This window comes from Pseudomonas fluorescens (genome assembly GCF_001623525.1).
In the GTDB taxonomy this organism is placed as follows: domain Bacteria; phylum Pseudomonadota; class Gammaproteobacteria; order Pseudomonadales; family Pseudomonadaceae; genus Aquipseudomonas; species Aquipseudomonas fluorescens_Q.
Map to the genome: position 1 here is coordinate 3,428,768 of NZ_CP015225.1, position 24,707 is coordinate 3,453,474.

Annotated in this window: 24 protein-coding genes and 1 pseudogene; 15 read left to right on the plus strand and 10 right to left on the minus strand. The window is 61.9% G+C overall.

Annotated elements, in window-relative coordinates:
• Nucleotides 1–37 precede the first annotated feature (37 nt).
• Nucleotides 38–1,225 (plus strand): Na+/H+ antiporter NhaA, encoded by a 1,188-nt coding sequence (gene nhaA, locus TK06_RS14715; protein WP_063322673.1) that lies wholly within the window; start codon nt 38–40, stop codon nt 1,223–1,225.
• Nucleotides 1,226–1,341: 116 nt separating this feature from the next.
• Here the strand turns inward: nhaA and TK06_RS14720 are convergent, their stop codons facing one another.
• Entirely contained in the window at nt 1,342–1,806 is a 465-nt protein-coding gene (locus tag TK06_RS14720; RefSeq protein ID WP_063322674.1) for a glycine zipper 2TM domain-containing protein, read from the minus strand.
• Nucleotides 1,807–1,977: 171 nt separating this feature from the next.
• Here TK06_RS14720 and TK06_RS14725 point away from each other — a divergent pair, with 171 nt between their 5' ends.
• Nucleotides 1,978–2,262 (plus strand): hypothetical protein, encoded by a 285-nt coding sequence (locus TK06_RS14725; RefSeq protein ID WP_063322675.1) that lies wholly within the window; start codon nt 1,978–1,980, stop codon nt 2,260–2,262.
• Here the strand turns inward: TK06_RS14725 and pdxH are convergent.
• The 4 genes from pdxH to dinG form a co-directional block, all read right to left on the minus strand.
• Nucleotides 2,210–2,857 carry a pyridoxamine 5'-phosphate oxidase gene (gene pdxH, locus TK06_RS14730; RefSeq protein WP_063322676.1) on the minus strand — a complete coding sequence of 216 codons (648 nt, stop codon included), beginning with the start codon at nt 2,855–2,857 and terminating at the stop codon, nt 2,210–2,212. The genes TK06_RS14725 and pdxH overlap by 53 nt on opposite strands.
• Nucleotides 2,858–2,881: 24 nt before the next feature.
• Nucleotides 2,882–3,994, minus strand: a complete 1,113-nt coding sequence (locus TK06_RS14735) for an OmpA family protein (RefSeq protein ID WP_063322677.1) — start codon at nt 3,992–3,994, stop codon at nt 2,882–2,884.
• 116 nt (nt 3,995–4,110) lie between these two features.
• On the minus strand, nt 4,111–5,256 hold the full coding sequence (locus TK06_RS14740; RefSeq protein WP_063322678.1) for a serine hydrolase domain-containing protein: 1,146 nt from the start codon (nt 5,254–5,256) through the stop codon (nt 4,111–4,113).
• 271 nt (nt 5,257–5,527) lie between these two features.
• Nucleotides 5,528–7,672 (minus strand): ATP-dependent DNA helicase DinG, encoded by a 2,145-nt coding sequence (dinG, locus tag TK06_RS14745; protein ID WP_063322679.1) that lies wholly within the window; start codon nt 7,670–7,672, stop codon nt 5,528–5,530.
• 98 nt (nt 7,673–7,770) lie between these two features.
• Between dinG and TK06_RS14750 the strand changes: the two genes are divergently transcribed.
• Complete coding sequence (locus TK06_RS14750) at nt 7,771–8,235, plus strand: CopD family protein (RefSeq protein ID WP_003198438.1); 465 nt, start codon at nt 7,771–7,773, stop codon at nt 8,233–8,235.
• Nucleotides 8,236–8,298: 63 nt separating this feature from the next.
• On the opposite strand, the gene TK06_RS14755 is transcribed toward TK06_RS14750, so the two are convergent.
• The 4 genes from TK06_RS14755 to TK06_RS14770 all read right to left on the minus strand — a co-directional run bounded on the left by TK06_RS14755 (nt 8,299) and on the right by TK06_RS14770 (nt 10,972).
• On the minus strand, nt 8,299–9,057 hold the full coding sequence (locus TK06_RS14755; RefSeq protein ID WP_063322680.1) for a collagen-like triple helix repeat-containing protein: 759 nt from the start codon (nt 9,055–9,057) through the stop codon (nt 8,299–8,301).
• Nucleotides 9,050–9,322: a DUF1145 domain-containing protein gene (locus TK06_RS14760; protein ID WP_063322681.1), complete on the minus strand. Its 273-nt coding sequence runs from the start codon at nt 9,320–9,322 to the stop codon at nt 9,050–9,052. Before TK06_RS14760 ends, TK06_RS14755 begins: the two co-directional genes overlap by 8 nt.
• A 138-nt stretch (nt 9,323–9,460) precedes the next feature.
• The gene (locus TK06_RS14765; protein ID WP_063322682.1) at nt 9,461–10,186 is read right to left on the minus strand and encodes an OmpA family protein; all 726 of its coding nucleotides are present in this window, start codon (nt 10,184–10,186) and stop codon (nt 9,461–9,463) included.
• Nucleotides 10,187–10,276: 90 nt separating this feature from the next.
• A complete protein-coding gene (locus TK06_RS14770; protein WP_063322683.1) occupies nt 10,277–10,972 on the minus strand; it encodes an OmpA family protein in 696 nt (231 codons plus the stop codon).
• 191 nt (nt 10,973–11,163) lie between these two features.
• Between TK06_RS14770 and TK06_RS14775 the strand changes: the two genes are divergently transcribed.
• From TK06_RS14775 to TK06_RS14790, 4 genes are all read left to right on the plus strand, one after another.
• Nucleotides 11,164–11,661 carry a DUF6231 family protein gene (locus TK06_RS14775; RefSeq protein WP_063322684.1) on the plus strand — a complete coding sequence of 166 codons (498 nt, stop codon included), beginning with the start codon at nt 11,164–11,166 and terminating at the stop codon, nt 11,659–11,661.
• 2 nt (nt 11,662–11,663) lie between these two features.
• The gene (locus tag TK06_RS14780; protein WP_063325155.1) at nt 11,664–12,152 is read left to right on the plus strand and encodes a YchJ family protein; all 489 of its coding nucleotides are present in this window, start codon (nt 11,664–11,666) and stop codon (nt 12,150–12,152) included.
• A 70-nt stretch (nt 12,153–12,222) separates the two neighbouring features.
• The gene (locus TK06_RS14785; RefSeq protein WP_063322685.1) at nt 12,223–12,708 is read left to right on the plus strand and encodes an LEA type 2 family protein; all 486 of its coding nucleotides are present in this window, start codon (nt 12,223–12,225) and stop codon (nt 12,706–12,708) included.
• 5 nt (nt 12,709–12,713) lie between these two features.
• Nucleotides 12,714–12,917: an SEC-C metal-binding domain-containing protein gene (locus tag TK06_RS14790; protein ID WP_003198420.1), complete on the plus strand. Its 204-nt coding sequence runs from the start codon at nt 12,714–12,716 to the stop codon at nt 12,915–12,917.
• A 290-nt stretch (nt 12,918–13,207) separates the two neighbouring features.
• Here TK06_RS14790 and TK06_RS14795 read toward each other — a convergent pair whose 3' ends face one another.
• On the minus strand, nt 13,208–13,765 hold the full coding sequence (locus TK06_RS14795) for a cysteine hydrolase family protein (protein ID WP_063322686.1): 558 nt from the start codon (nt 13,763–13,765) through the stop codon (nt 13,208–13,210).
• Nucleotides 13,766–13,970: 205 nt separating this feature from the next.
• Between TK06_RS14795 and TK06_RS14800 the strand changes: the two genes are divergently transcribed.
• From TK06_RS14800 to TK06_RS14835, 8 genes and pseudogenes are all read left to right on the plus strand, one after another.
• Nucleotides 13,971–16,421: a penicillin acylase family protein gene (locus TK06_RS14800; protein ID WP_063322687.1), complete on the plus strand. Its 2,451-nt coding sequence runs from the start codon at nt 13,971–13,973 to the stop codon at nt 16,419–16,421.
• A 320-nt stretch (nt 16,422–16,741) separates the two neighbouring features.
• Nucleotides 16,742–18,010 carry an IS110 family transposase gene (locus TK06_RS14805; protein ID WP_063321205.1) on the plus strand — a complete coding sequence of 423 codons (1,269 nt, stop codon included), beginning with the start codon at nt 16,742–16,744 and terminating at the stop codon, nt 18,008–18,010.
• A gap of 194 nt (nt 18,011–18,204) precedes the next feature.
• A pseudogene (locus TK06_RS14810) lies at nt 18,205–19,237 on the plus strand (ligase-associated DNA damage response exonuclease).
• The gene (locus tag TK06_RS14815; protein ID WP_063322688.1) at nt 19,234–20,922 is read left to right on the plus strand and encodes an ATP-dependent DNA ligase; all 1,689 of its coding nucleotides are present in this window, start codon (nt 19,234–19,236) and stop codon (nt 20,920–20,922) included. Before TK06_RS14810 ends, TK06_RS14815 begins: the two are co-directional and overlap by 4 nt.
• 362 nt (nt 20,923–21,284) lie before the next feature.
• Nucleotides 21,285–22,067: a transporter substrate-binding domain-containing protein gene (locus TK06_RS14820; protein WP_063322689.1), complete on the plus strand. Its 783-nt coding sequence runs from the start codon at nt 21,285–21,287 to the stop codon at nt 22,065–22,067.
• 58 nt (nt 22,068–22,125) lie between these two features.
• A complete protein-coding gene (locus tag TK06_RS14825) occupies nt 22,126–22,854 on the plus strand; it encodes an ABC transporter permease (protein ID WP_063322690.1) in 729 nt (242 codons plus the stop codon).
• Nucleotides 22,851–23,561, plus strand: a complete 711-nt coding sequence (locus TK06_RS14830; RefSeq protein ID WP_063322691.1) for an ABC transporter permease — start codon at nt 22,851–22,853, stop codon at nt 23,559–23,561. Before TK06_RS14825 ends, TK06_RS14830 begins: the two co-directional genes overlap by 4 nt.
• Before the next feature lie 27 nt (nt 23,562–23,588).
• Nucleotides 23,589–24,707, plus strand: coding sequence for a succinylglutamate desuccinylase/aspartoacylase family protein (locus tag TK06_RS14835; RefSeq protein ID WP_063322692.1), 1,119 nt, complete (start codon nt 23,589–23,591; stop codon nt 24,705–24,707).

Genomic DNA, 24,707 nt, shown 5'->3' on the forward strand with positions numbered 1-24,707 from the left:
GGTGTGCCATCTTTTTGATTCGATAGGGAGAGCGATCATGCCTCTACGTAATTCCTTGACGCGTTTCTTCCAACTGGAAGCGGCCAGCGGCCTGCTGTTGATCGCCGCCGCCGTGTTGGCCCTGGCCATCAATAATTCGCCGCTCTCCTGGTTGTACAACGGCTTGCTGGACACGCCGGTAGTGGCCCAGGTCGGGGCGCTAAAGATCGCCAAGCCGCTGTTGCTGTGGATCAACGACGGCCTGATGGCGATGTTCTTTCTGCTCATCGGCCTCGAAGTCAAACGTGAGGTACTCGATGGGCAACTGTCCAAACCCTCGCAAATCGTCCTGCCGGGTGCGGCGGCGATTGGCGGCATGGTCGTGCCGGCGCTGATCTACTGGTTCCTCAACCGCGACAACCCGGCCGCCCTCGCCGGCTGGGCGATTCCGACGGCCACCGACATCGCGTTCGCCCTCGGCGTGCTGGCCTTGCTGGGCAAGCGGGTGCCGGTGTCGCTCAAGCTGTTCCTGATGACCCTGGCAATCATCGACGACCTGGGCGCCATTATCATCATCGCGATCTTTTACTCCGGCGCCCTGTCCAGCCTGTCGCTCATACTGGCGGCAACCTGCATCGCCGCCCTGGTGGCGATGAACCGGATGGGCGTGGTCAAGCTCGGACCCTACATGGTTGTCGGCCTGATTCTGTGGGTCTGCGTGCTCAAGAGCGGTGTCCATGCCACCCTGGCCGGGGTGACCCTGGCGTTCTGCATCCCGCTGCGCACGAAAAACGCCGAGACTTCGCCACTGCTAACCCTGGAACATGCCCTGCATCCCTGGGTGGCCTATGGCATCCTGCCGCTGTTCGCCTTCGCCAACGCCGGCTTGTCCCTGAGCGGCGTCACCGTCGAAAGCTTCACCCATCATGTGCCAATGGGTATCGCCATTGGCCTGTTGCTGGGCAAGACCGTCGGCGTCTTCGGCCTGACCTGGCTGGCGGTGAAAATCGGCATCGCCAGCCTGCCCCTTGGCGCTAACTGGGGCCAGGTATTGGGGGTGGCGATCCTGTGCGGTATCGGGTTCACCATGAGCCTGTTCGTTGGCTCCCTCGCGTTTGAGCCGGGTGTCAGCGACTATGCGGGCATGGACCGGATGGGGATTCTCACTGGTTCGATACTGGCGGCGTTGTTGGGTTATGCGGTGACGGCGGCGGCCAGTCGCAAGCAGCCTGCATTGCCTGGTTGACCCTTACTTCTGCGTTAGCGTCTTGAGAGCCATGGGAGGTTAAGGAATGGTGTGTATATCCGTTTCTGCGGTAACGGCAACGGATATACACACAACTCTGGAATCCCTCCCGTAAATTAGTGCGATACGCGACTCGTACCACCCACAGTAGAAATACGAACCCGCTCACCCACCCGGAACACCTCGTTTTCCTGAACCTGCTGCACATAGGCACGCATGCTGCCATCGTCCTCACGAACAGTGATTTCCACGCCTTGGGTACGAGTCAGGCCTTCTTCAGTAGCGGAGCCAATAAGGCCACCGGCCACCGCGCCGATCACAGCGGCGACAATGCTGCCACGGCCACCACCGATGGCACTGCCGCCTACACCACCGACCACAGCACCGGCCGCACCGCCGATAGGGGTCTTGGTGCCTTCGATCTTGACCGGACGCAAGGCTTCGATCGTGCCCATGCGAATCGTCTGCACGCGACGCGCTTCGTCACGGGAGTAGGAGTCACCGGTCAGGCTCGACTGACAGCCAGTGAGCAACATCGCCATCGTGGAAAAGGAAGCAACCAGCAAAACAGACTTACGCATAGCATCAAACTCCAAAAGACAGGGATTCATTAAACTCCGCAGCTTGACGCCTGTCACGGCCTCGCCGGGATAAAATTGTTTTCATTCAGGTGGGATACAGGCGCACCCGAAAAATTCACCAAACAGTAGCGCCAATTTCCGAAACCTGCGTCATCAACCCTGGAATTTTTCATGGATTATTTCATTATCGTCGCCACCACCGTGGCCGGTCTGTACTTCCACTGGTGGCTGTACGTGCGGATCAAACGCTGGGCGGATCGCGATCTGGCGCTTTCGCTGGCCGGGCCGGATGGGCAAAAGAAAACCTACATGCTGCAACAATTGGCCCGCGCCCAGGCACAAGGCATCAAGCGCCGTGACCTGCCGCAATGGCTCCAGACCGCCGCGGCAGGTTATCCCGATGCTAAGGCGCCAGACGCTCGCGAGTCCACTGCGCCCCTTGCAGGCGATAGTTGAGGCGATCGTGCAGGCGGCTCGGACGCCCCTGCCAGAACTCGATGCGCTCGGGCAGCAAACGATAACCGCCCCAATGCTCCGGGCAATGCGGTTGGCTGTCGCTGAAACGTTGTTCGGTGGCCTTGAGCAGGTCGTCCAGCTCACCACGCCCTGCAATTACCCGGCTCTGGGGTGAAGCCCAGGCGCCGAGACGGCTGCCCAGCGGGCGAACCTGGTAATAGGCGTCCGACTCCTGCGCGGTGACCTTCACCACTTTGCCCTCGATGCGCACCTGGCGCTCCAGGGCCGGCCAGAAAAACGTCATGGCCGCAAATGGATTCGCGGCCAGTTGCTGCCCCTTGGCGCTGTCGTAGTTGGTGAAGAACGTGAACCCCAGGGCATCCAGGCCCTTGAGCAGCAGGATCCGGCAGTGCGGGCGCCCTTCTGCATCCACCGTCGCCAGGGTCATGGCGTTGGCCTCCACCGGGGCCTGCTCGGTTTTCACTGCGTCGGCGAACCATTGGTGGAACAGTGCAAACGGCTCGGCCGGGGCTTGTGCCTCGGTCAAGCCATCGCGGGTGTAGTCGCGGCGCATATCAGCCAGCGGTTGGGTCATGGCGCGTTCCTTGTGGTTAGCCCATCACTGCTTGGGGGTATCGGCGGCCGCGACTTTCTTGGTGTCGGTGGCGGCTTTGGCCGGTTGGGTTTTCTTCGCCGGGGTAGTGGCCTTGGCAGGGGCTTTCTTCGCAGGCGCCTTGGCCACGGCTTTTTTGGCCGGCGCTTTTTTGCTGGTCGGGGTCACGGCTTTTTTCGCCGCAGGCGCTGGGGCCGGGGCCACGGGCTTCACGTCCTGGGCCGCCACCAGCGTCACGGGTGCGGGAGCCGGCATGTTGTATTTGCTCAGCAGCGCAACCATGGTGTTGGCCGGCGTGACCAGCAGTTCCACGCGGCGGTTCAAGGCACGCCCTTCCAAACTGTCGTTGGCCGCACGTGGCGCCACTGCGCCCATGCCGCGCAGCATCAGGCGATCACGTTGCAGGCCGCTGAGACGGAAAATCGCCGCAACGGACTGGGCACGCTCCTGGCTGAGTTTCAGGTTCGCAGGTGCGGCGCCCGAGGTATCGGCGTGGCCGAGGATCAGCACGGCGGTCTTGGGGTCGGCTTCAAGGATCTTCGCCACGCGGGTGAACGGCCCGAGGGTCACGGGCAGCAGCATGGCCGGACGGTCCGGGTTGAAGGAGCCGTCCACGGGCGCGGTGACCACCAGCACGTTGTCGCGGCGCTCGAGTTGGAGCTTGCTGTCCTGGATAGCTGTGCGCAGCTTCGGCTCGTAGTCGTCGAGCCAGGCCTGGGTGACTTTAGGATCGGGCATCGGCACCGCCTTGGCGGTTTCCTGATCCTTGCCGCCAAACGGCCACCACCACTTGCCGTTGCTTTCGGCTTCGGCCTTGGCAAGGGCCGGTGCCTTGGCTTCAGGTTTGTCCTGGGGTTTGACGTCATCTTTCTTCGCAACGTCGGCAGCATCATCGGAAGCGAACGGCCACCACCAGTGGGTGGCGCTCTCGGCCTTGGCTTGCGGTGCGACGGCAGCCGGTTTCAGAGGCGCCGCTGGCGCCGTGTCCTTGGCCGCCACCTTGTCGGAAGAGCCGAACGGCCACCAGCCGCTGCTGCCCTCGGCATCATTTTGTGGGGTTTGTGCGCAACCAGTGATAGCGAAGCACAGCGCCAGAGCGAGGGTTTTATTCGATGACATTGGATATCCACAAAATGATGTAAATGGAAAATAAAGGCCATGTTTTGGCCGCATAAACAGTCGCTTGGAATCTGAAAAGGCCACGAGGTTCCGGTGCCCGCCGCCTTCAATGGCGTTTATAGACAAGTGGCAAGGACCCTCGCAAGGTTCTGCGCGCGCGGGTCCATCAATACGTAAGGCCCAAGCGTGTTGGTCACGAAGCCAAAAGCCACATCATGCTCCGGGTCGGCGAACCCCATGGAGCCACCGGCCCCCGGATGACCGAACGCCCGTGGGCCAAGGCCATAGGTCGCATTCGGTACATCCGGCTGGTCGAGCATGCAACCCAGGCCGAAACGGGTCTGGGTCAACAAAGTCTTGTCCTCGCCGAAGCTGTGCTGGCGAGTCAGTTCGTCGAGCATTTCACCTTCCAGCAGGCTGCCATCCAGCAGCCCCCCATAGAACCCGGCCAGGCTGCGGGCGTTACCGTGGCCGTTGGCCGCCGGTTGCTGCATGCGCCGCCACTCCGGTTTGTTGGTACTGGTCATGATCGACGGCGGATTGGTGAAGGCCCGGGTGGTCATGGCCGTGGGCTCGCGCATCGTCACCTGCAGCAGGCGTTGGGCCGCGGCATCGCCGACGTTGCCTTTGCCACGGGCGATGTGGGCCACGCGATGAAACTCCTCGTCGGCCAGGCCAACGTGAAAATCCAGGCCCAACGGCTTGGCCACACGGGCCACGATGGACTCCCCCGGGCCACGCCCATCGGCCCTGCGCAACAGCTCGCCAACCAGCCAGCCGTAGGTGATCGCGGCATAACCATGACCCTCGCCCGGCGTCCACCAAGGTGTTTCGGCGGCCAGGGCATCGATCATGGCTTGCCAGTCATAAAGCGCTTCGGGCGGCAGCAATTCACGTAGCGCCGGCAACCCGGCCTGATGGCAGAGCAACTCGCGCAGGGTAATGGATTGCTTGCCGGCGGCGGCAAACTCGGGCCAATAGCGGGCGACCGGGGCATCCAGCTGCAACTTGCCTTCGGCCACCAGTTGCAGGGCGGTGACGGCGGTGAACGTTTTGGTGCAGGAAAACAGGTTGGCGATGGTGTCGCTGTGCCAGGTCTCATGGCCATCCTTGTCGGCGGTACCGGCCCACAGATCGATCACCGTGCGACCACCCACCTGAATGCACAACGCCGCACCGCGCTCCTGGGGATTATCGAACAGCGCCGCGAACGCTTCACGCACCGCCTCGAACTGAAGTTCATAATGGCCTTGAATCTGCACCCGCAACTCCTTTGAAACAAAGACTTTTTAGAGTGGCTGGCATTGTTTCAGCCATTGGGGGTTTTGGGAACCGCCATGGGACGGCTGGTTAACCTGAAACCGGCCCCTGTGGCGAGGGAGCTTGCTCCCGCTGGGTTGCGCAGCAACCCCAAAACCCGCCGTTGCGGTGTGCCAGATTGATCGCGACCAGCCTTCTTGGGGCTGCTACGCAGCCCAGCGGGAGCAAGCTCCCTCGCCACAACAGCGTCCATCACCAGAAGAACCCGCTTTGTCAGGAAATCTCCCGCCGAAACGGCGGCAGCGCGTTGAGGATCGCCTTGCCATAGCGCTGGGTGACCAGCCTGCGGTCGAGCAAGGTGATGGTGCCGCGGTCTTCTTCGGTGCGCAGCAACCGACCACACGCCTGGACCAGCTTCAGCGAAGCGTCCGGCACGGAGATTTCCATGAACGGGTTGCCGCCACGGGCTTCGATCCACTCGGCCAGTGCGGCTTCCACCGGGTCGTCGGGAACCGAGAACGGGATCTTGGCGATCACCACGTGCTCGCAGTAGGCACCCGGCAAGTCCACGCCTTCGGCAAAACTCGCCAGGCCGAACAGCACGCTGGAATCCCCACCATCGACCCGGGCCTTGTGTTTGTTCAAGGTTTCCTGTTTCGACAGATTGCCCTGGATGAACACCTGTTTGCGCCAGTCACGGTCAAGGCCGTCGAACACGTCCTGCATCTGTTTGCGCGAGGAAAACAGCACCAGGGTGCCCCGTGAGCCTTCCACCAGTTCCGGCAGGTCGCGGATGATCGCCGCGGTGTGGGCGGCGGCATCCCGTGGGTCGGCCTTGAGGTCCGGCACCCGCAGCACGCCGGCGTCGGCGTGATGGAAGGGGCTCGGGACCACGGCGGTCACGGCTTTCTTTGGCAAGCCGGCGCGCATGCGGAAGCGGTCGAACGTGCCCAGGGCGGTCAGCGTGGCGGACGTCACCAGCGCGCCATAGGCCACGTTCCACAAGTTGCGCCGCAGCATTTCCGCCGCCAGGATCGGGCTGGCATTGACCTCGATGTCGAACAGCGAACCGCTTTCGGCCAGGGTCAGCCAGCGCGCCATTGGCGGGTTGTCTTCCGGGTCTTCAGCGGTGAAGGCCGTCCACAGTTCCCAGTTACCTTGCGAGCGGGACAACAGGCTGCCAAACAGCGGGTACCACTCCTCGGCCTGGTTGCTGGCGATTCCGATGTTGACCTCGCCGTCCATGCCTTCCTTGAGCAGGTCGGTCAGGCGCGTGAACAAGTCGGTCAGGCGTGCGAAACCTTTCTTGAGCTCGATGCCCATTTCGCGCATGTGTTCAGGAATCACTCCGCCGACGAAGCGATGGCGTGGCCGCTCCCGGCCCTCGACGTCTTCGCCTGGCTTGAAATCGGCCACTTGCTCGCACGCGGTGAACATGAACTGCTGGTTCGTCTTGATTTCCCGCGCCAGTTCCGGCACCTGTTCGATGAACTTGCCCAGGTCACCCGGCAATGGATGCTGGGCCAACAGTTTGGTGAGGTTCTTGGCGGTGGTTTCCAGCCAGTCGGCCGTGGAACGCAGCCGGGTGTAATGGGCGAAGTGACCGATGGCCTTGTCCGGCAGGTGATGGCCTTCGTCGAACACATAGATCGTGTCGCGCGGGTCCGGCAGCACCGCACCACCGCCCAGGGCCAGGTCGGCCAGCACCATGTCGTGGTTGGTGACGATGACATCGACCTTGCCCATGCCTTCGCGGGCCTTGTAGAAGGCGCACTGGCCGAAGTTCGGGCAATGGCGGTTGGTGCACTGGCTATGGTCGGTCGTCAGGCGGGACCAGTCAGCGTCTTCCAGGGCCGTGGACCAGCTGTCGCGGTCGCCGTCCCATTTATTGCCGGCCAGCTTCTCGATCATGCTGGTGAACAGCTTCTGGCTGGCCTCATCGACTTCGATCTTGAAGCCTTCTTCTTCGAACAACTGGGCCGTGGCGGTCTGCGCGTGGCCTTCCTGGAGCAACATGTCGAGCTTGGACAGGCACATGTAGCGCCCACGGCCCTTGGCCAGCGCGAACGTGAAGTTCAGCCCGCTGTTGCGCATCAGGTCGGGCAGGTCCTTGTAGACGATCTGTTCTTGCAAAGCGACGGTGGCCGTGGCGATCACCAGGCGTTTGCCGGCGGCCTTGGCAGTGGGAATCGCCGCCAGGCTGTAGGCCACGGTCTTGCCGGTACCGGTGCCGGCCTCCACCGCCACCACGGCGGGCTCGCCACTGCGCCGGCCTTCGTCGTCGGTGTCGATGTCACCCAGGACTTTTGCCACTTCGGCAATCATCAGGCGCTGGCCATATCGCGGCTTGAGGCTCTTGGCTTCGAGAAAACGCGAATAGGCGCCCTGGATCGTGGTTTTGAGTTCGGTGCTGATCATGAATGGTCGGGCGCTAAAACGCTGGATAAATTTTCAGTGGTTCGAATCGGCGGCTATCATACCCCGCTAATGAATCCTGCGCAGAACGGAGTAACCCAATGACACCCTTTGCCCTCGTCTACACCCTGCATTTACTGGCGGCCCTGGTCTGGGTCGGCGGCATGTTTTTCGCCTGGATGATCCTGCGCCCCGCAGCAATGACGGCGCTTGAGGGCCCTGCCCGGCTCAAGTTGTGGGTAGAAGTGTTTCAGCGTTTTTTTGTCTGGGTCTGGGTGGCGGTGGTGCTTTTACCGATCAGCGGTGTAGGCCTGATCCATGTGCGCTTCGCCGGTTTCGAAACCGCGCCTCGGTATGTGCAGGTGATGATGGGGTTGTACGTGGTGATGACAGCACTGTTCATCCGCATCCAGGGTCTGCAACTGCCGGCATTGCGTAGTGCCGTGACGGCGCAGGACTGGCCGGCGGGTGCGGCGGTGCTGGGGAAGATTCGGCGGTTGGTGGGGATCAATTTGTTGATCGGGTTGCTGGTGGTGGCGATTGGCGCGGCGCGGCCGATGTTCTGAACATCACATAAAACCCTGTGGGTGCGAGCTTGCTCGCTCCCACAGGTTCAGATCAGATTTTCTTCAGAACCGCTGCACCGTCACCGTCCCCGCCGCTCCGGCAGGCCCTGGCTGGCCATCGGCGCCAGGACGGCCGCTTTTGCCGCCATCGGCGGTATAGACCAGACAGCCCTTGGCCTTGCCACCGGCCCCGGGTTTGCCGCCGTGTCCCGCCGCGCCACCGGCCCCGCCGTCCACCGTCACTTTGATCTGCTCGGCAGGATAGGCGCGAGGCAGCTCAAGGCGTACCTGCGCACCGGCCGCACCCGGCTGGCCATCGCTGCCATTGCTGCCGTCGGCCCCGCGACCGGCCGAACCCCAGGTGCAACCCGGCGCCTGGCCATTGGCACCGTCAAGACCGACGAAACCCGGCGCACCGGTACCACCGCGGGCATCCACCGACAACAGCGGCGCATTCAAGGCATTGAAACGCAGGTTGAGATCGCGCCCCGACCGCGCGGCCTTGGTGTAGGTACCCGGTGCGCCGCGTGAAGTGATCTGGCTGCCCTCGGCCAGCTCAGCCCGGGCCACTTTCATTTCCAATGCCTGCTGCGCCGGCACGATGGCGATCCGTGCTTCACGCCCCAGGTGCAATTGGTCGATGGTCAGTTCAGTGACATTGGAAGGCACCAGCAGCGTGCCGTAGTCGGCCACGTCCAGTCGCTCGAGGACCAGGGTGCTGGTGGTGTTTGGCAGGCGCATCAACGAATGGCTTTCTACCTGGACCACCTGGGCCGAAGCCCACGGGCATACGAGTGCGGCGAGCAGACACAATTTACGCATGGGAAGCCTCTGGCGCGGTCGGGAGGGTTTGCAAATGGAAGATACCGAACAGCAGCACTCTGAGGCGATCACGACCAGGCGCGGGGCGGCCACGGAAACTGGCCCGGAACAACAGCAGTTCCAGCAAATGGAGCACCAGCAAAAACGCGCCGGCGACATTGACCAGCAGATGCAGCGGATGGACGAACGGCACGACCAGATTGACCAGCACCACCAGCCAGAACAGCAGGGTCAGCAAGCGCCCCAGCCCCCAAAACACCTTCATACGCCCCCCTGATCGGGAATTATTCTTTGCGCGCACAGTAACGGCTTGCGCGCAGGATAAGCCAGAGGGCCAGGCAAATTTAATCTGACCCGAGCCCCGGATCGCCTTCCCGACGACCCGGCAGCCCTGGTCCGAGCTTCAACGCTGGATATGCAGCTCAACCCGACGGTTCTGTGCCCGCCCTTCGTCAGTCTCATTGTCAGCCACCGGCTCGCTTTCGCCCTTGCCTTCGCTGGTGAGTTTGTCGGGGGCCAGCCCCTGAGTCAGTAAATACTCCACGACGCTGCTGGCTCGACGTTCGGACAGCCCTTGGTTATAGGCATCAGTGCCGACACTGTCGGTGTGACCCACCACCCGGATGCTGGCGACATTGGCATGGCTGAGTTTGCCCATCAGCCCATCGAGTTGGCTTCGAGCGTCGGCCGTGAGGTCGGATTTGTCGAAATCGAACAGTACCTTGCCGGCGTCGTTGAGGGTGATGACCTCGCTCGCCGGCGCTTGCGGTTCGACCGGCGGGGCGCTGGCCGGGTATTGCGGCAGCGGGCAACCGTGATGCTCGACGGGGGTATTGGCCGGCGTATCGGGACAACGGTCGCGGCGGTCGAACACCCCGTCGTCGTCTTCATCGCCATCCTGGGCGTAGCAGATCAGACCACCGCCCAGCAATCCCAGTGCGGCGCCACCGGCGGCCCAGCCACTGCTTTCAATGGCCCCCAACCCGCCGCCAACCAAGCCGCCGATCAGGCTACAGATTGGCCAGGTGCGTTGATTGAGAGGTGCGCTGCCATCGCTGTGAGTGGCGCAACCGGACAACAGACTGCTCGCCAGCAGTACCGGCAAGGCGGCCCTGATTAGAACGTTCATGGTGAAGGCTCCTGTGTCACCGGCCCATACCGGTCACACAGGAGTAAAGACCCGCATCCGCAACTCTACAAGCCGCGAATCGCAAGGGTTTCAGCGGCTTATCTTGATTTCCGTGCGACGGTTCATCGCGCGGCCGTCGGCGGTCTTGTTATCGGCCACCGGCTGGCTCTCACCGGCGCCGGACACCGAGACGAAACTGGCACGCGGTACGCCGTTTTCGACCAGGTATTGCACCACCGAGTTGGCCCGTTTCTCCGACAACCGTTGGTTATAGGCATCGCTGCCGACACTGTCCGTATGGCCGGTGACCCGCAGTTGCGCGGTGGACGTTTCCTGTTTCAGTCGGGTGGCGACCGTGCTCAGCACATCCTTGTCGGCTGGGGTCAGCGTGGCTTTGTTGAACTCAAAGTGCACGTCGCGGATCACGATGGTTTCTTCCTTGACCACTGGAGGCTCTTCAGCCATTGGCGGTGGTGCAGGTGGTGGGCAACCGTCGGCATCGACCTGCACACCCTTCGGTGTGCCCGGGCACTTGTCGCGGCTGTCCGGCACGCCATCGCCATCTTCGTCGCCGTCGCCGTGCACCCAGCAATAAGCTGCCGCCATGCCGCCAACGTACAGCGCGCCGCCGCCAGCCCAGGAAGTGCTTTCTATGGCGCCTAATCCCGCACCGATCGCACCGCCGACGGCCGCACAGGTCGGCCAGTCGGTTTTCTGCAAACCTGCGCAACCAGTCAACACACTGGTTAGCAGAACCAGGGGTAACGCTGTCCGAACTATGCTCATCGGGTTTCTCCTTGAGGGATCGGCTTGTCGCCGATTCAGGGGAGTAAAGACCCGTCTTCGAATCTGCGCCAGCCTGAGCAATCGCGGGTTTTCGCCCCGTGTTTACGAAGATTCCGCACGTTCAGGGACAAACCGCTCTAGGCCACGATGTCCGGGCAGGCTATCGTGGTGGTTCTGACTGAGGAGCTTCGATGACTGTTGCCATTTCTGCGCGTACGCCCCAACAAGCCCTGGCGGCCGTGCTTGACCGCTATGCCCCGCAAAAACTGCTATTGATCGGTGCCAGCGGCTTTCCCGCGCTTGAAGCATTCCAGCAGGCCCATCCCGGCACCGAAGTGGTCCACGCCGGCCCCGGCGCGCTGCCGGCGGACGTGGCGGCGCGGCGTTTTGACCTGGCCCTGGCGCTCGATTGCCTGGAGCATTTGCCCAAGCGCGAAGGTCTGAACCTGTTGGGTGGCATCCGCAATCTCAATGCCAGTCGCATTGCCGTGCTGGCAGATCTCAACGCCTGCGGCTGGCAAGAGACGGACTTTTTTTCACTGGCCCTGCAAGCCAGCGAGCGATTCCAGCGCGAAGATCAGGTGCTGACCCTGTTTACCTACGATCTGCTTGAATACAAACAAGTCCCCGATTGGCTCAACTCGCGCTTTTGGGCCAACCCGGAAAATTTTGGAAAATATTGGTGGTAACCGTGAACACAAGCCCACACACGCCCATCTGCCCCTGCGGCAGTGGCAATCCACTGGACGCCTGCTGCGGCCATTACCACGACGGTCACCCGGCGCCCTGCGCCGAAGCCTTGATGCGCTCGCGCTATAGCGCCTATGTATTGGGCCTGGTGGATTATCTGGTCGCCACCACCCTGCCCGCCCAGCAGCCAGGCCTCGATCGCCAGTCGATCAGCGAGTGGAGCGCCAACAGCACCTGGTTGGGGCTGGAGGTGGAAAGCAGCGAAGTGCTAGGTGGTCAACCGGAACATGCCTTTGTCACGTTCACGGCACGCTGGCACGACGGCCAGGGCGAGCATAGCCACCGTGAGCAATCCTCGTTCGTGCAGAACGACGGGCGCTGGTATTTCATCGATCCGACCGTGCCGGTCAAGACAGGGCGCAACGACAGCTGTCCGTGTGGCAGCGGGCACAAATTCAAGAAGTGCTGCGCCGGCTACTTCAATCGCTGAATTTAGGAAACGTCCGACGCTCGTCCATCGGCCCATAGGGCTAGACTGGGGATAAACCAGAGGCACGGACATGACCCCTCCATCATTCTTGCTGCGCATCACCTGCCTGCTGCTGTTCGTTGGATTCGGCGGCTGTGCATCCTGGCGAGGTGAAGAAGCTCCGGAACCACAGGTACATCTGGTCAAGGTAGAGGTGGTGCGGGCCCGGCTGGTGGAACAGAGGTTCACGCTGCACTTTCGCGTCGACAACCCCGGCGACAGCGACCTCACCGTTCGCGGCCTGACCTACCGCATCCACCTGGGCGACCTGTTGCTGACCGAAGGCGAGCATGAGCACTGGTTCACCGTGCGTCCCAAGCACAGCGCCTACTTCAAGGTGCCGGTGCGCACCAACCTTTGGCCACAGGTGCGGGAAGTGGTGAAGCTGCTGGAGAAACCCCGGGAACAGATCCCCTATCGTCTGGAAGGTGAGCTGGAAACCGGATTATTCATCGCTCACTACGTGCACCTGGAACGTAATGGCGTGATAATCGCCGCCGATTTTATTGCGGAGTAACCCCGATGACCCAACAACCCCACGTCCATGGCCCTGATTGCAACCACGATCACGACCATCATCACGATCATGACCACGGCCATGTCCACGGTCCGAACTGCGGCCACGCCCACCAGGAACCGGTGCGCAACGCCCTGAAGGATGTCGGCCGCAACGACCCTTGCCCGTGCGGCAATGGCAAGAAATTCAAGAAGTGCCACGGGGCTTGAGGGTCCGGGCGAAAAACTTTTTCGCCTGTTAGAGCGTCATCGCGAGCAAGCTCGCTCCCACAGAGTTGCCATTAACCAATCCAGGGTGTGATGGCTTGGAAGCTTTTTGTGGCGAGGGAGCTTGCTCCCGCTTGAGTGCGAAGCGCTCATCGCTTTTTTGGGGCCGCTGCGCGCCCCAGCGGGAGCAAGCTCCCTCGCCACGGGACCGTGCCGCTTTCAACCCCCTGTGGGAGCGAGCTTGCTCCGGGCGGCGATCCAACGATGAGGCCGGCACTGTCAACACCGATCTATCAGCCCGCCTGCAGAATCCGCTTCACACCGACCACCGTCGCATACTCACCATGCAAATTGCCCAAGGACATGGCATGCACCTCGGCAGCCGTACGGGCGTTGCCGAAGTAATCGCTCTTGTCGAAGGTAAAGCAGGCATCTTCGACCACCCACGTGTCGAATCCCAGGTTGCCGGCCGTACGCGCCGTGGACTCCACCGAGTTGTGCGTTGCCACACCGACGATCACCAATTGCCTGATTCCGGCGTTGCGCAGGTCTTGCTCCAGGTGGGTGCCACTGAACGCATCCGGCACCTGCTTTTGCACCAACCGTTCCCCTGCCTGCGGCTCGAACCGTGGCTGGACTTCCACCCCCGACTGCCCCGGCCAGAACACCGAGTCCGGCGAGCGGGAGAGATGGTGGACGTGAATCACCGGACGCGCCGTCCGTCGCCATAAAGCCAGTAGCTCCAGCATGCGCAGCTCTGCCTCGGGGTTGTTACGAGGGCCGAGCCTGGGGTGAAGGATGCCTTTTTGTTGATCGATGAGAATCAGCGCCGCGTCGTTCTGTAGCTCCATGCCGGTTTCTCTTGCTTGGTCTTTGAATGTTCCACACTTGATCATCACCTTTTCCTACAGGCAAGCCTTTGAGCAAAGCGATGACCCGGCCCCGGAGTTTTATCGCCAAACCAACAAATAACCCTCGCCCCCGCTTGCGCGGCCCCCTCCTGCTCACTAACGTAGCGCCTTTATTGGTGCCACCCCCTCCCGCAGGAGCTTTGCCATGGCCTCGCCAGCCTCTATTTCCCTTATCCCCCGGCTCGGCGTTGCCGCCGCAATGGCCAGTGTGCTCGGTTTGAGCGGATGCCAGACCTGGAACGCCCAGGACACTGTCCCGCCGACTTCCGGTGTGCAACCGCTCAAGGGGCTGGCGCAGAACGTCTCGGTCCGGCGCAATGCCACCGGCATGCCGCTGATCGAAAGCAACAGCTTCCATGACGCCCTGTTCACCCTCGGCTACGTCCACGCCAGCGATCGCATCACCCAAATGGTCACCCTGCGCCTGCTGGCCCAAGGACGATTGGCAGAAATGTCCGGCGCCGAACGGCTGGACGTCGACCGCTACATGCGCGCCGTCAACCTGAAGAAAAACGCCGACGAGCTGTACAAGGCGTCTTCGCCAAGGCTCAAGCGTTTCTTCGAAGTCTATGCCCGCGGCGTCAACGCCTACCTGTTCCGCTACCGCGACAAGTTGCCGTCGGACCTGGCCGCCACTGGTTACAAACCCGAGTACTGGAAACCGGAAGACTCGGCGCTGATGTTCTGCCTGCTGAATTTCAGCCAGTCAGCCAACCTCCCGGAAGAAATCGCCAGCCTGGTGCTGGCCCAGACCGTCACCAACGACAAGCTCGCCTGGCTGAGCCCGTCCTATCCGGACGAGCAACTGCCCGTGGCCGAGGCCGACAAGCTCCAGGGCCTGCGCCTCAATGGCCAGATCCCGGGCCTGAGCGAAATCAGCAAGGCCACCCAGCAATTGGCCGGGTTGAACCTGTTGGGTGCTGCGTCTTCAAGCAACTGGGCCATCGCGCCACAACGCAGCCGCAGCGGCAAGAGCCTGCTGGCCAGCGACAGCCACGGGCCGCTGGGCATGCCGGGGCTGTGGAGCCCGGTACAGATCCGTGCGCCCAAGTACCAGGCGGCCGGGGTTTCCGTGGCAGGGATCCCGATGATCCTGGCCGGGTTCAATGGCAAAGTGGCCTGGAGCATGACCAGCGTACTGGGGGACAACCAGGACCTGTTCCTGGAGAAAATCCGCCGCCAGGGCAACGGCCTGTCCTACGAGGTCAACGGCAAATGGCAACCGGCGATCGTGCGCAACGAAACCTATTTCATCAAAGGCCAGCGGCCGATTCGTGAAGCGGTGTTCGAAACCCGTCACGGCCCGTTGCTCAACAGCGCCCAGGGCCCGGCCATGGCCAACGGCTTTGGCCTGGCCTTGCAGACGCCGAGCTTCAGTGACGACAAGACCCTGGATGCCTTCTTCGACCTGTCCCGGGCGCAGAACGTCGAGAAAGCCTCCGACGCCAGCCGGGAAATCCGCGCCATGGCCATGAACCTGGTCTTTGCCGACGCCAGCCATGTCGGCTGGCAAGTCACCGGTCGCTACCCGAACCGCCGTGAAGGCGAGGGCCTGTTGCCGTCGCCGGGCTGGGACGGTCGCTACGATTGGGACGGTTACGCCGACCCGATGCTGCACCCCTACGATCAGGACCCGCCCCAGGGCTGGCTTGGCACGGCCAACCAACGGGTCATCCCCCACGGCTACGGCATGCAACTGTCCAACTCGTGGGCCGCACCGGAGCGTGGCGAACGCATGGCCGAACTGGCCGGCGCGGGCAAGCACGACACCCGCAGCCTGACCGCCATGCAATACGACCAGGGCACAACGTTCGCCGCCAAGCTCAAGCAAGTCTTCGAAGCACCGGGCATGGCCCAGCCGCTCAAACAGGCGATCGAAGCCCTGCCGGTGGCTGACCGGGCCAAGGCCCGCGAGGCCTACACTCGCTTGATGGCATTCGATGGCCGGCTCAACCCAACCTCCGCCGACGCGGCGATCTATGAGCTGTTCCTGCAGGAAAGCATGAAGCAGATTTTCCTCGACGAACTGGGCCCGGACAGCAGCCCGGCGTGGAAGGCGCTGGTCGCCAACGGCCAATTGTCCTACTCGGCCCAGGCCGATCATCTGCTGGGACGTGAAGACAGCCCGTTCTGGGACGATGTACGCACCCCTCAGAAAGAAGACAAGGCCGTCATCCTCGCCCGCAGCCTGGTCGCCACCATCAACGCCGGTGACAGCCAGTTGGGCGGTGACCACAAGGCTTGGCAGTGGGGCCAGTTGCATCGCTACGCGTGGAAAAACAGCAACGGCCAGATCGTACGCGGCCCGCTACCGGCCGGTGGCGACGCCAGCACGCTCAACTCGGCGGCGTTCGCCTGGGGCCAGGATTTCACCACCACCCTGGCGCCGGCCATGCGCTTTATCGTTGACTTCGGCCAGCCTGAACCGTTGATGATCCAGGACGGCGCCGGCCAGTCTGGCAACCCGGTCAGCCCGAACTATGCCAATGGCATCGATCCGTGGATCAAGGGGCAGTACCAGAGCCTGCCGCTGCAGTCACAGAACTTCGATCGGGCGTATGGCAAGACGCGGTTGACCCTGGTGCCTGGCAAATAACTGCAGCCCGGGACTGGAGATAGTATTTGTGGCGAGGGAGCTTGCTCCCGCTGGGCTGCGATATAGGTAGTCCGTTCCTTGCTCCCCCATACTGATACTCGCTGAAGTCCGGTTGTCGCGAGGAAGGAACATGCACCTGCGAGCTACGAATAGGGCTGCAACGCATTTCGATGATTACTGCTTCACCTTCGAGCCCAGCAGGTGCGCTTGCGCCCTCTAACGAACACTCAGGGAAAGCCGGGCACGGCTCTCTATATCGCCTTCGCTGGACGCAAGCATGCATGTTCCTGCATGTACTTTAGCGTCTGTGGAGGTGTGCAATGCAAACGCTCTTGTCTCAGAAATTCACTGCTTATATCGGAATTGATTGGGCCGATACCAAACATGACGTCTGCTTGCAGGTTGCTGGGCAAGCCCAGCGGTGCTTCTCGGTCATCCGACACAACCCCGAAGCTATTGATCAATGGGCTCATGCGCTGTATCAGCGTTATGGCGGTCCTATCGCCATTGCCGTGGAGTTAGACAAAGGACCGTTGATAGCGGCCCTGCAAAAATATGATTTTTTTTGTTTGTTCCCAATCAACCCCGCCACCTTAGCCAAGCAGCGTAAGGCCTTTGTTCCCAGCGGTGCGAAGGACGATCCGAGCGATGCCCAGTGGGCACTTGAGCTATTGCTCAAGCATCCCGACAGATTTCCCCTGCAGGAGAAACAAAGTCCTGCCATACGCTCTCTGGCTAGCTTGACTGAACATCGGAGAACCTTGGTTGATGAGCGGGTAAGAACCAGTAATCGGTTGGTTTGCATGCTCAAGCAGTACTATCCGTTGGCGCTGGAGTTGTTCCACGACCATGACACACAGGTGTTTTGTGATTTCCTGGAGCGCTGGTCGACGTTGGAAACACTTAAACGTGCTCGGCCTACAAGCGTTTTGAAGTTTCTTAACGCGCACAATGTTCGCCATGCAGAACTCAATCAGCAGCGCCTGGCCTTGATCCTCAAGGCCACGCCGCTGACAGAGGATCCGGGGATTGTTACCCCTTCAGCGCTGTATGTGCGGACCCTGGCATCGCAACTGAGTGGGATGCTGGTGGCGATCAAGCAGTTTGATGCGGCGATCGAAGAAACGGCCAATACCCTGGCCGATTACAGCCTCTTCAAATCCTTGCCTGGAGCCGGGCAACAGCTTGCACCACGGCTAATGGTAGCTTTTGGTGAGCAACGTGATCGCTTCAAGGATGCTGGTGCTATGCAGCGATATGCCGGGATCGCTCCGGTTACCGAGCGCAGTGGCAAGAAGAAAATCGTTCGCTGGCGCTATCAATGTTCAACCTTTTTGCGCCAGACATTTGTCGAGTGGGCTGCCCACAGCATCAATCAATCGGTATGGGCAGGGGCGTACTATCGCCAGCAGAAGGCCAAAGGCTGCTCTCATCAAGCAGCCCTGAGGGCACTGGCTTTTAAATGGATCAGGATCGTTTATCGGTGCTGGAATGCTGGATCCCAGTATGACGAGAGCGTCTATTTACAAGCCTTGGCCCGCCACGACTCGCCTTTGATAAGAGCACCGGAGGCAACGAAAGCATGTTGACGGAAGAGCTCAGGGCGTGAAGCAGTCCCCTGCATGTCTACAGGCAGACCGCATCAGCCGGTTTACGACTGCTGCGCAGCCGAGCGGGAGCAAGCTCCCTCGCCACGGGTCCAGTCCATCCCCCACTAAACCCGATAGAACTTCCCCCCCTCGCCTGCGCCTCTACCTGACAAGCCCATCGCTCCGGTGACCGCATGGATCTTGTCATTGCCCGCCCCGAAGGCTTGTACTGCCCGCCCGGGGGATTTCTACATCGACCCGTGGCGGGCGGTGGAACGCTCGGTCATCACCCACGCCCACGGCGACCATGCCCGCAGTGGCAACCAACGCTACCTGGCAGCGACACCCGGCGAAGGCATCCTGCGATCACGCCTGGGCCAGGACATCAACCTGCAAACGCTGCCCTACGGCGAACGCCTGTCGCACCACGGCGTGACCTTGAGCTTTCACCCCGCCGGCCATGTGCTGGGCTCGGCCCAAGTACGGCTGGAGTATCAAGGCGAGGTCTGGGTGGCGTCGGGGGATTACAAAGTCGAGCCTGACGGCACCTGCACCCCATTCGAGCCGGTGAAATGCCATACCTTCATCACGGAATCCACCTTCGGCCTGCCGATCTACCGTTGGCAGCCCCAGGCGCAGATTTTCGACGAGATCAACCAGTGGTGGCACGGGAACATCGCCGCCGGCCGGGCCAGCGTGTTGTTCTGCTATGCCTTCGGCAAGGCCCAGCGGATTCTCCACGGCATCGATGAAAGCCTCGGCCCGATCCTGGCCCATGGGGCGGTGGAACCGCTGAACCGGGTCTACCGCGAGGCCGGAGTTCATCTCCCGCCAACGATCTACGCCGGCGATATCAAGAAGAACGACCCGATCATGGGCCAGGCGCTGGTCATCGCCCCGCCCTCTGCCGGAGGCAGCAGCTGGATGCGCCGCTTTGGCGACTACAGCGACGCCTTCGCCAGCGGCTGGATGCGCCTGCGCGGTACGCGTCGGCGGCGTGGCGTGGACCGGGGTTTTGTGCTGTCCGACCACGCCGACTGGCCTGGCCTGCTCTGGGCCATCGAACAGACCGGCGCCGAACGGGTGATGGTCACGCACGGTTCGGTAAGCGTGCTGGTGCGCCATCTCTGCGAGCAAGGCCTCGACGCCCAAGCGTTCAGCACCGAATACGGTGACGATGAAGAAGACCTCGCCATGGCCACCAACAGCGCAGAGGAGGCGCCATGAAAGCCTTCGCCGAGTTGTACGCCGAACTGGACGCCACCACCTCCAGCAATGCCAAGCTCGCCGCCATGCAGGACTATTTCAGCAAAGCCCCACCCCAGGACGCGGCGTGGGCCGTGTATTTCCTTTCCGGCGGGCGCCCACGGCAACTGGTGCCGGTAAAAATCCTGCGGGAGTTGGCGGTCCAGGTATCCGGGTTGTCGCTCTGGCTATTCGAAGAAAGTTATCAGGCCGTGGGCGACCTGGCCGAAACCATTTCGCTGGTATTACCCGAATCGCCCCACAGCTCCGATGAAGGCCTGGCGCTGTGGATAGAAGAGAAGCTGCTGCCGTTGCGCGGTGAGTCGCCCGGCGTCCTGGCAGAACGGCTTCCGGCGCTCTGGGCGCAGCTCGACCGACCGAGCCTGATGCTGTGCATCAAACTCATCACCGGCAGTTTCCGCGTCGGCGTGTCCAAACTGCTGGTAACCCGGGCCCTGGCCGGAATGGTCAACCTGGACAGCAAACGGGTGGCCCAGCGCCTGGTGGGCTACACCGACCTGTCCCATCGGCCGACGGCGGCCAGTTACCTCAAGCTGATCGCGGCCGAATCCGACGATGAACATGCCCAGCGCGGCGGCCAGCCTTATCCGTTTTTCCTGGCCCATGCGCTGTCTGCACCCGTGGAGCAATTCGACACGCTGCTGGGGCCCGCCAGCGACTGGCAGGTGGAATGGAAATGGGATGGGATCCGCGCCCAGGTGATCAAGCGCGACGGCCATTTGTGGGTCTGGTCGCGAGGCGAGGACTTGGTCACTGAGCGATTTCCGGAACTGCATTCACTGGCCCAGGCGCTGCCCGACGGCACGGTGATCGACGGTGAAATTGTGGTCTGGAAAGCCCCCCAGTCGGTTACCGAAGACGCCTTCGACCCGGACGCACCGTTGCAGCCTGCGGTGCAACCCTTCGTTCTGCTGCAACAGCGCATCGGTCGCAAGACCCTTGGCAAGAAAATCCTCGACGATGCCCCGGTGGTGGTGATGGCCTACGACCTGCTGGAATGGCAAGGCGAGGACTGGCGCAGCCGTCCCCAGGCCGAGCGCCGCGAACAGGTGGAGGCGCTGATCGCCCGTGTTCGCAGTCCGGTGTTGTTGCCGTCGCCAACGGTCACCGGCCAGGACTGGTTCGACCTCGCCCGGCAACGCGAAGGGTCTCGCCGCCTCGGTGTCGAAGGCATGATGCTCAAGGCCCGCAACGCGCTGTACGGCGTCGGTCGCACCAAGGACATGGGCGTGTGGTGGAAATGGAAGGTCGACCCCTTCAGCGTCGACGCGGTGCTGATCTATGCCCAACGCGGCCATGGCCGGCGCGCCAGCCTGTACAGCGACTACACCTTCGCCGTATGGGATAACCCGCCGGACAGTCGCGAGCGCACACTGGTGCCATTTGCCAAGGCTTATTCAGGGCTGACCGATGCAGAAATGCGCCAGGTCGACAACATCGTGCGCAAGACCACCGTGGAGAAGTTCGGCCCGGTGAGCAGCGTCACGCCCACCCTGGTGTTCGAACTGGGTTTCGAAGGCATCGCCCTGTCCAATCGCCACAAGAGTGGGATCGCGGTGCGCTTTCCACGGATGTTGCGTTGGCGCCAGGATAAAACCGTCGAAGAGGCAGATACCTTGGCAACGCTTCAGGACCTGCTGAAATAGCCCCCTCTGCATGTCCGGGGTCGTCAAGTTTGCACAAGCACATGTGGCGAGGGAGCTTGCTCCCGCTGGGCTGCGAAGCGGCCCCCCTGGTTCTGACTGACACACCGCAGGGGGCCGCTTCGCGCCCCAGCGGGAGCAAGCTCCCTCGCCACCGAAGAGCGCTCCATCCCGGTGCACTTTTTGATGTACGCTCATCCCCGCGCACCATCGCATTCCATCACCTGTCGCCGAAGCTTTTTAAAACACTTGTTCGGCACTCTGGTTCGGAAATTGCTACCTTTATGCCGTCATACCGTTCTCGCCTTCACCGGTAACAATACTTACGCGCCACAAGCGCTCATATTGGTTTTAGGGATTGAATAATGAAAAAAGCACTGCTGACCCTTTCTGCACTGGCGTTGTGCATGGCTGCTGGCGTCGCCACGGCCAAGGAATACAAGGAACTGCGTTTTGGTGTCGACCCTTCCTACGCCCCGTTTGAGTCCAAAGCCGCCGACGGCAGCCTGGTTGGTTTCGACATCGATCTGGGCAACGCGATCTGCGCAGAGCTGAAGGTCAAATGCAAATGGGTCGAAAGCGATTTCGACGGCATGATCCCGGGCCTCAAGGCTAATAAATTCGATGGCGTGATCTCCTCCATGACCGTTACCCCGGCCCGCGAAAAAGCCATCGACTTTTCCAGCGAGCTGTTCTCCGGCCCAACGGCCTATGTCTTCAAGAAAGGCTCGGGCCTGAGCGAAGACGTTGCCTCGCTCAAAGGCAAGACCGTCGGCTACGAGCAAGGCACCATCCAGGAAGCCTACGCCAAGGCCGTGCTGGACAAGGCCGGCGTCAAGACCCAGGCCTACCAGAACCAGGACCAGGTCTACGCCGACCTGACCTCGGGTCGCCTCGACGCGGCGATCCAGGACATGCTCCAGGCCGAGCTGGGCTTCCTGAAGTCGCCAAAAGGCGAAGGTTATGAAGTCAGCAAGCCAGTGGATAGCGAATTGCTGCCCTCCAAGACCGCGATTGGTATCAGGAAAGGTAACAGTGAGCTGAAGGCACTTTTGAATAAAGGTATCAAAGCGTTACACGATGACGGCAAATACGCCGAGATCCAGAAAAAACACTTTGGCGATCTGAATCTGTACAGCGGCAAATAATGCGCTGCGCCCATCCGGTCTCGGATGGGCGCTTTTCTCCTGCCAAAGGCTTTCTTCCATGTTCGAACAACTCCTACAAAATCTGGGGCTCTCCGCCTTCAGCCTGCAGGGCTTTGGCCCGCTGCTGATGCAAGGCACCTGGATGACCATCAAGCTATCGGCCCTATCTTTGTTGTTGAGCGTCTTGCTCGGCCTGCTGGGCGCCAGTGCCAAGCTGTCCAGCGTCAAACTGCTGCGAATTCCTGCCCAGCTCTACACCACGCTGATCCGCGGCGTGCCGGACCTGGTGCTGATGCTGCTGATCTTCTACAGCCTGCAAACCTGGCTGACCTCGCTTACCGACTTCATGGAATGGGAATACATCGAGATCGACCCATTCGGCGCCGGGGTGATCACCCTGGGCTTCATCTATGGCGCGTACTTCACCGAAACCTTTCGCGGTGCGATCCTCTCGGTCCCCCGAGGCCAGGTCGAAGCCGCCACCGCGTATGGCCTCAAGCGTGGCCAGCGCTTTCGCTTCGTGGTGTTTCCACAAATGATGCGCTTTGCCCTGCCGGGTATCGGCAACAACTGGATGGTGATGCTCAAGGCCACCGCGCTGGTGTCGATCATCGGCCTGGCCGACCTGGTCAAGGCGGCCCAGGATGCAGGCAAGAGCACCTACCAGCTGTTTTACTTCCTGGTACTGGCGGCACTGATCTACCTGCTGATCACCAGCGCGTCCAACTTCATCCTGCGCTGGCTTGAACGCCGCTACGCCGCTGGAGCCCGGGAGGCGGTGCGATGATCGAACTTCTGCAAGAATACTGGCGGCCATTCCTTTACAGCGATGGTGTCAACGTCACGGGCCTGGCCATGACCCTGTGGCTGCTCAGCGCCTCGCTGCTGATCGGTTTCCTGGTGTCGATCCCGCTGTCCATCGCCCGGGTTTCACCCAAGTTCTACGTCCGCTGGCCGGTGCAGTTCTACACCTACCTGTTCCGTGGCACACCGCTCTATATCCAACTGCTGATCTGCTATACCGGCATCTACAGCATCGCGGCGGTGCGCGCCCAGCCGCTGCTCGACAGTTTCTTTCGCGATGCGATGAACTGCACGATCCTGGCCTTCGCCTTGAACACCTGCGCCTACACCACGGAAATTTTCGCCGGGGCGATTCGCAGCATGAACCATGGCGAAGTGGAAGCGGCCAAGGCCTACGGCCTGACCGGTTGGAGGCTGTACACCTACGTGATCATGCCGTCGGCGCTGCGCCGCTCGCTACCGTACTACAGCAACGAAGTCATCTTGATGCTGCACTCGACGACCGTGGCGTTCACCGCTACCGTTCCAGACGTGCTGAAAGTCGCCCGGGATGCCAACTCGGCGACGTTCCTGACGTTCCAGTCGTTCGGGATCGCCGCGTTGATCTACCTGACCGTAACCTTTGCGCTGGTGGGCCTCTTCCGCCTCGCCGAACGCCGCTGGCTGGCCTTCCTCGGGCCGACCCACTAGGGCTTTTGTTCCAGGACACACACGCACATGCGCCACCAGATCCATGACCTGCTGGCCCCGGTACCGGGGACCGCACGCAAGATCCACAGCTTCCACTTCGGCCCGGAAAAAGCCGTCGGCAAAATCTATATCCAGTCGTCCCTGCACGCCGATGAACTGCCAGGCATGCTGGTCGCCTGGCACCTCAAGCAGCGCCTGGCCGAACTCGAAGCATCGGGCCACCTGCGCCACGAGATCGTGCTGGTGCCGGTCGCCAACCCCATCGGCCTCGAACAAGTGCTGATGGACGTGCCCCTGGGCCGCTACGAAACCGAGAGCGGGCAGAACTTCAACCGCCGCTTCGTCGACCTGAGCGAAGAGATCGGCAACGAAATCCAGGACCTGCTCACCGACGATCCGCAGCACAACCTGATGCTGATCCGCACCCGACTGCGCGACGCCCTCGCCCGGCAGACCCCAGGCACGCAATTGCAATCCCTGCGCCTGGCCCTGCAACGGCTGGCCTGCGACGCCGACATGGTGCTGGACCTGCATTGCGACTTCGAAGCCGTGGCCCACCTCTACACCACACCCGAAGCCTGGCCACAGGTCGAACCGCTGGCCCGCTACATCGGCGCCGAAGCCTGCCTGCTGGCGACCGATTCGGGCGGCCAGTCGTTCGATGAATGCTTCACCCTGCTCTGGTGGCAACTCAAGGAACGCTTCGGCGAACGCTTCGAGATTCCCCTGGGCAGTTTTTCGGTCACCGTGGAGTTGCGTGGCCAGGGTGACGTCAACCACGGGCTGGCGAGCCTGGACTGCCAGGCCTTGATCGAATACCTGATCCGTTTCGGCGCCATCGACGGCGAACCGATGCCCATGCCCGAGTTGCCCTACCCGGCCACGCCGCTGGCCGCTGTCGAGCCGGTGGCAACGCCCGTGGGTGGGTTGCTGGTCTACAGCGCCCTGCCCGGCGAATACCTGGAGGCGGGGCAGTTGATCGCGGAAGTCATCGATCCGGTCAACGACACCGTCACCCCCGTTCATTGCCGTAACGCCGGGCTGCTGTACGCCCGTTCGCTGCGCCGCATGGCCACGGCTGGCATGGTGATCGCCCATGTCGCCGGCACCGAAGCCTATCGCAGCGGCTACCTACTTTCGCCTTGA

Bases quoted from the DNA above. Each gene is read 5' to 3' on its own strand.
- TK06_RS14770 (WP_063322683.1), bottom strand. From the start codon at position 10,972: ATGAGCATAGTTCGGACAGCGTTACCCCTGGTTCTGCTAACCAGTGTG.
- TK06_RS14805 (WP_063321205.1), top strand. From the start codon at position 16,742: ATGCAAACGCTCTTGTCTCAGAAATTCACTGCTTATATCGGAATTGAT.
- TK06_RS14820 (WP_063322689.1), top strand. From the start codon at position 21,285: ATGAAAAAAGCACTGCTGACCCTTTCTGCACTGGCGTTGTGCATGGCT.
- TK06_RS14725 (WP_063322675.1), top strand. From the start codon at position 1,978: ATGGATTATTTCATTATCGTCGCCACCACCGTGGCCGGTCTGTACTTC.
- TK06_RS14755 (WP_063322680.1), bottom strand. From the start codon at position 9,057: ATGCGTAAATTGTGTCTGCTCGCCGCACTCGTATGCCCGTGGGCTTCG.
- dinG (WP_063322679.1), bottom strand. From the start codon at position 7,672: ATGATCAGCACCGAACTCAAAACCACGATCCAGGGCGCCTATTCGCGT.
- pdxH (WP_063322676.1), bottom strand. From the start codon at position 2,857: ATGACCCAACCGCTGGCTGATATGCGCCGCGACTACACCCGCGATGGC.
- TK06_RS14765 (WP_063322682.1), bottom strand. From the start codon at position 10,186: ATGAACGTTCTAATCAGGGCCGCCTTGCCGGTACTGCTGGCGAGCAGT.
- TK06_RS14785 (WP_063322685.1), top strand. From the start codon at position 12,223: ATGACCCCTCCATCATTCTTGCTGCGCATCACCTGCCTGCTGCTGTTC.
- TK06_RS14735 (WP_063322677.1), bottom strand. From the start codon at position 3,994: ATGTCATCGAATAAAACCCTCGCTCTGGCGCTGTGCTTCGCTATCACT.
- TK06_RS14720 (WP_063322674.1), bottom strand. From the start codon at position 1,806: ATGCGTAAGTCTGTTTTGCTGGTTGCTTCCTTTTCCACGATGGCGATG.
- TK06_RS14790 (WP_003198420.1), top strand. From the start codon at position 12,714: ATGACCCAACAACCCCACGTCCATGGCCCTGATTGCAACCACGATCAC.
- TK06_RS14760 (WP_063322681.1), bottom strand. From the start codon at position 9,322: ATGAAGGTGTTTTGGGGGCTGGGGCGCTTGCTGACCCTGCTGTTCTGG.
- nhaA (WP_063322673.1), top strand. From the start codon at position 38: ATGCCTCTACGTAATTCCTTGACGCGTTTCTTCCAACTGGAAGCGGCC.
- TK06_RS14795 (WP_063322686.1), bottom strand. From the start codon at position 13,765: ATGGAGCTACAGAACGACGCGGCGCTGATTCTCATCGATCAACAAAAA.
- TK06_RS14830 (WP_063322691.1), top strand. From the start codon at position 22,851: ATGATCGAACTTCTGCAAGAATACTGGCGGCCATTCCTTTACAGCGAT.
- TK06_RS14815 (WP_063322688.1), top strand. From the start codon at position 19,234: ATGAAAGCCTTCGCCGAGTTGTACGCCGAACTGGACGCCACCACCTCC.
- TK06_RS14775 (WP_063322684.1), top strand. From the start codon at position 11,164: ATGACTGTTGCCATTTCTGCGCGTACGCCCCAACAAGCCCTGGCGGCC.
- TK06_RS14750 (WP_003198438.1), top strand. From the start codon at position 7,771: ATGACACCCTTTGCCCTCGTCTACACCCTGCATTTACTGGCGGCCCTG.
- TK06_RS14800 (WP_063322687.1), top strand. From the start codon at position 13,971: ATGGCCTCGCCAGCCTCTATTTCCCTTATCCCCCGGCTCGGCGTTGCC.
- TK06_RS14835 (WP_063322692.1), top strand. From the start codon at position 23,589: ATGCGCCACCAGATCCATGACCTGCTGGCCCCGGTACCGGGGACCGCA.
- TK06_RS14825 (WP_063322690.1), top strand. From the start codon at position 22,126: ATGTTCGAACAACTCCTACAAAATCTGGGGCTCTCCGCCTTCAGCCTG.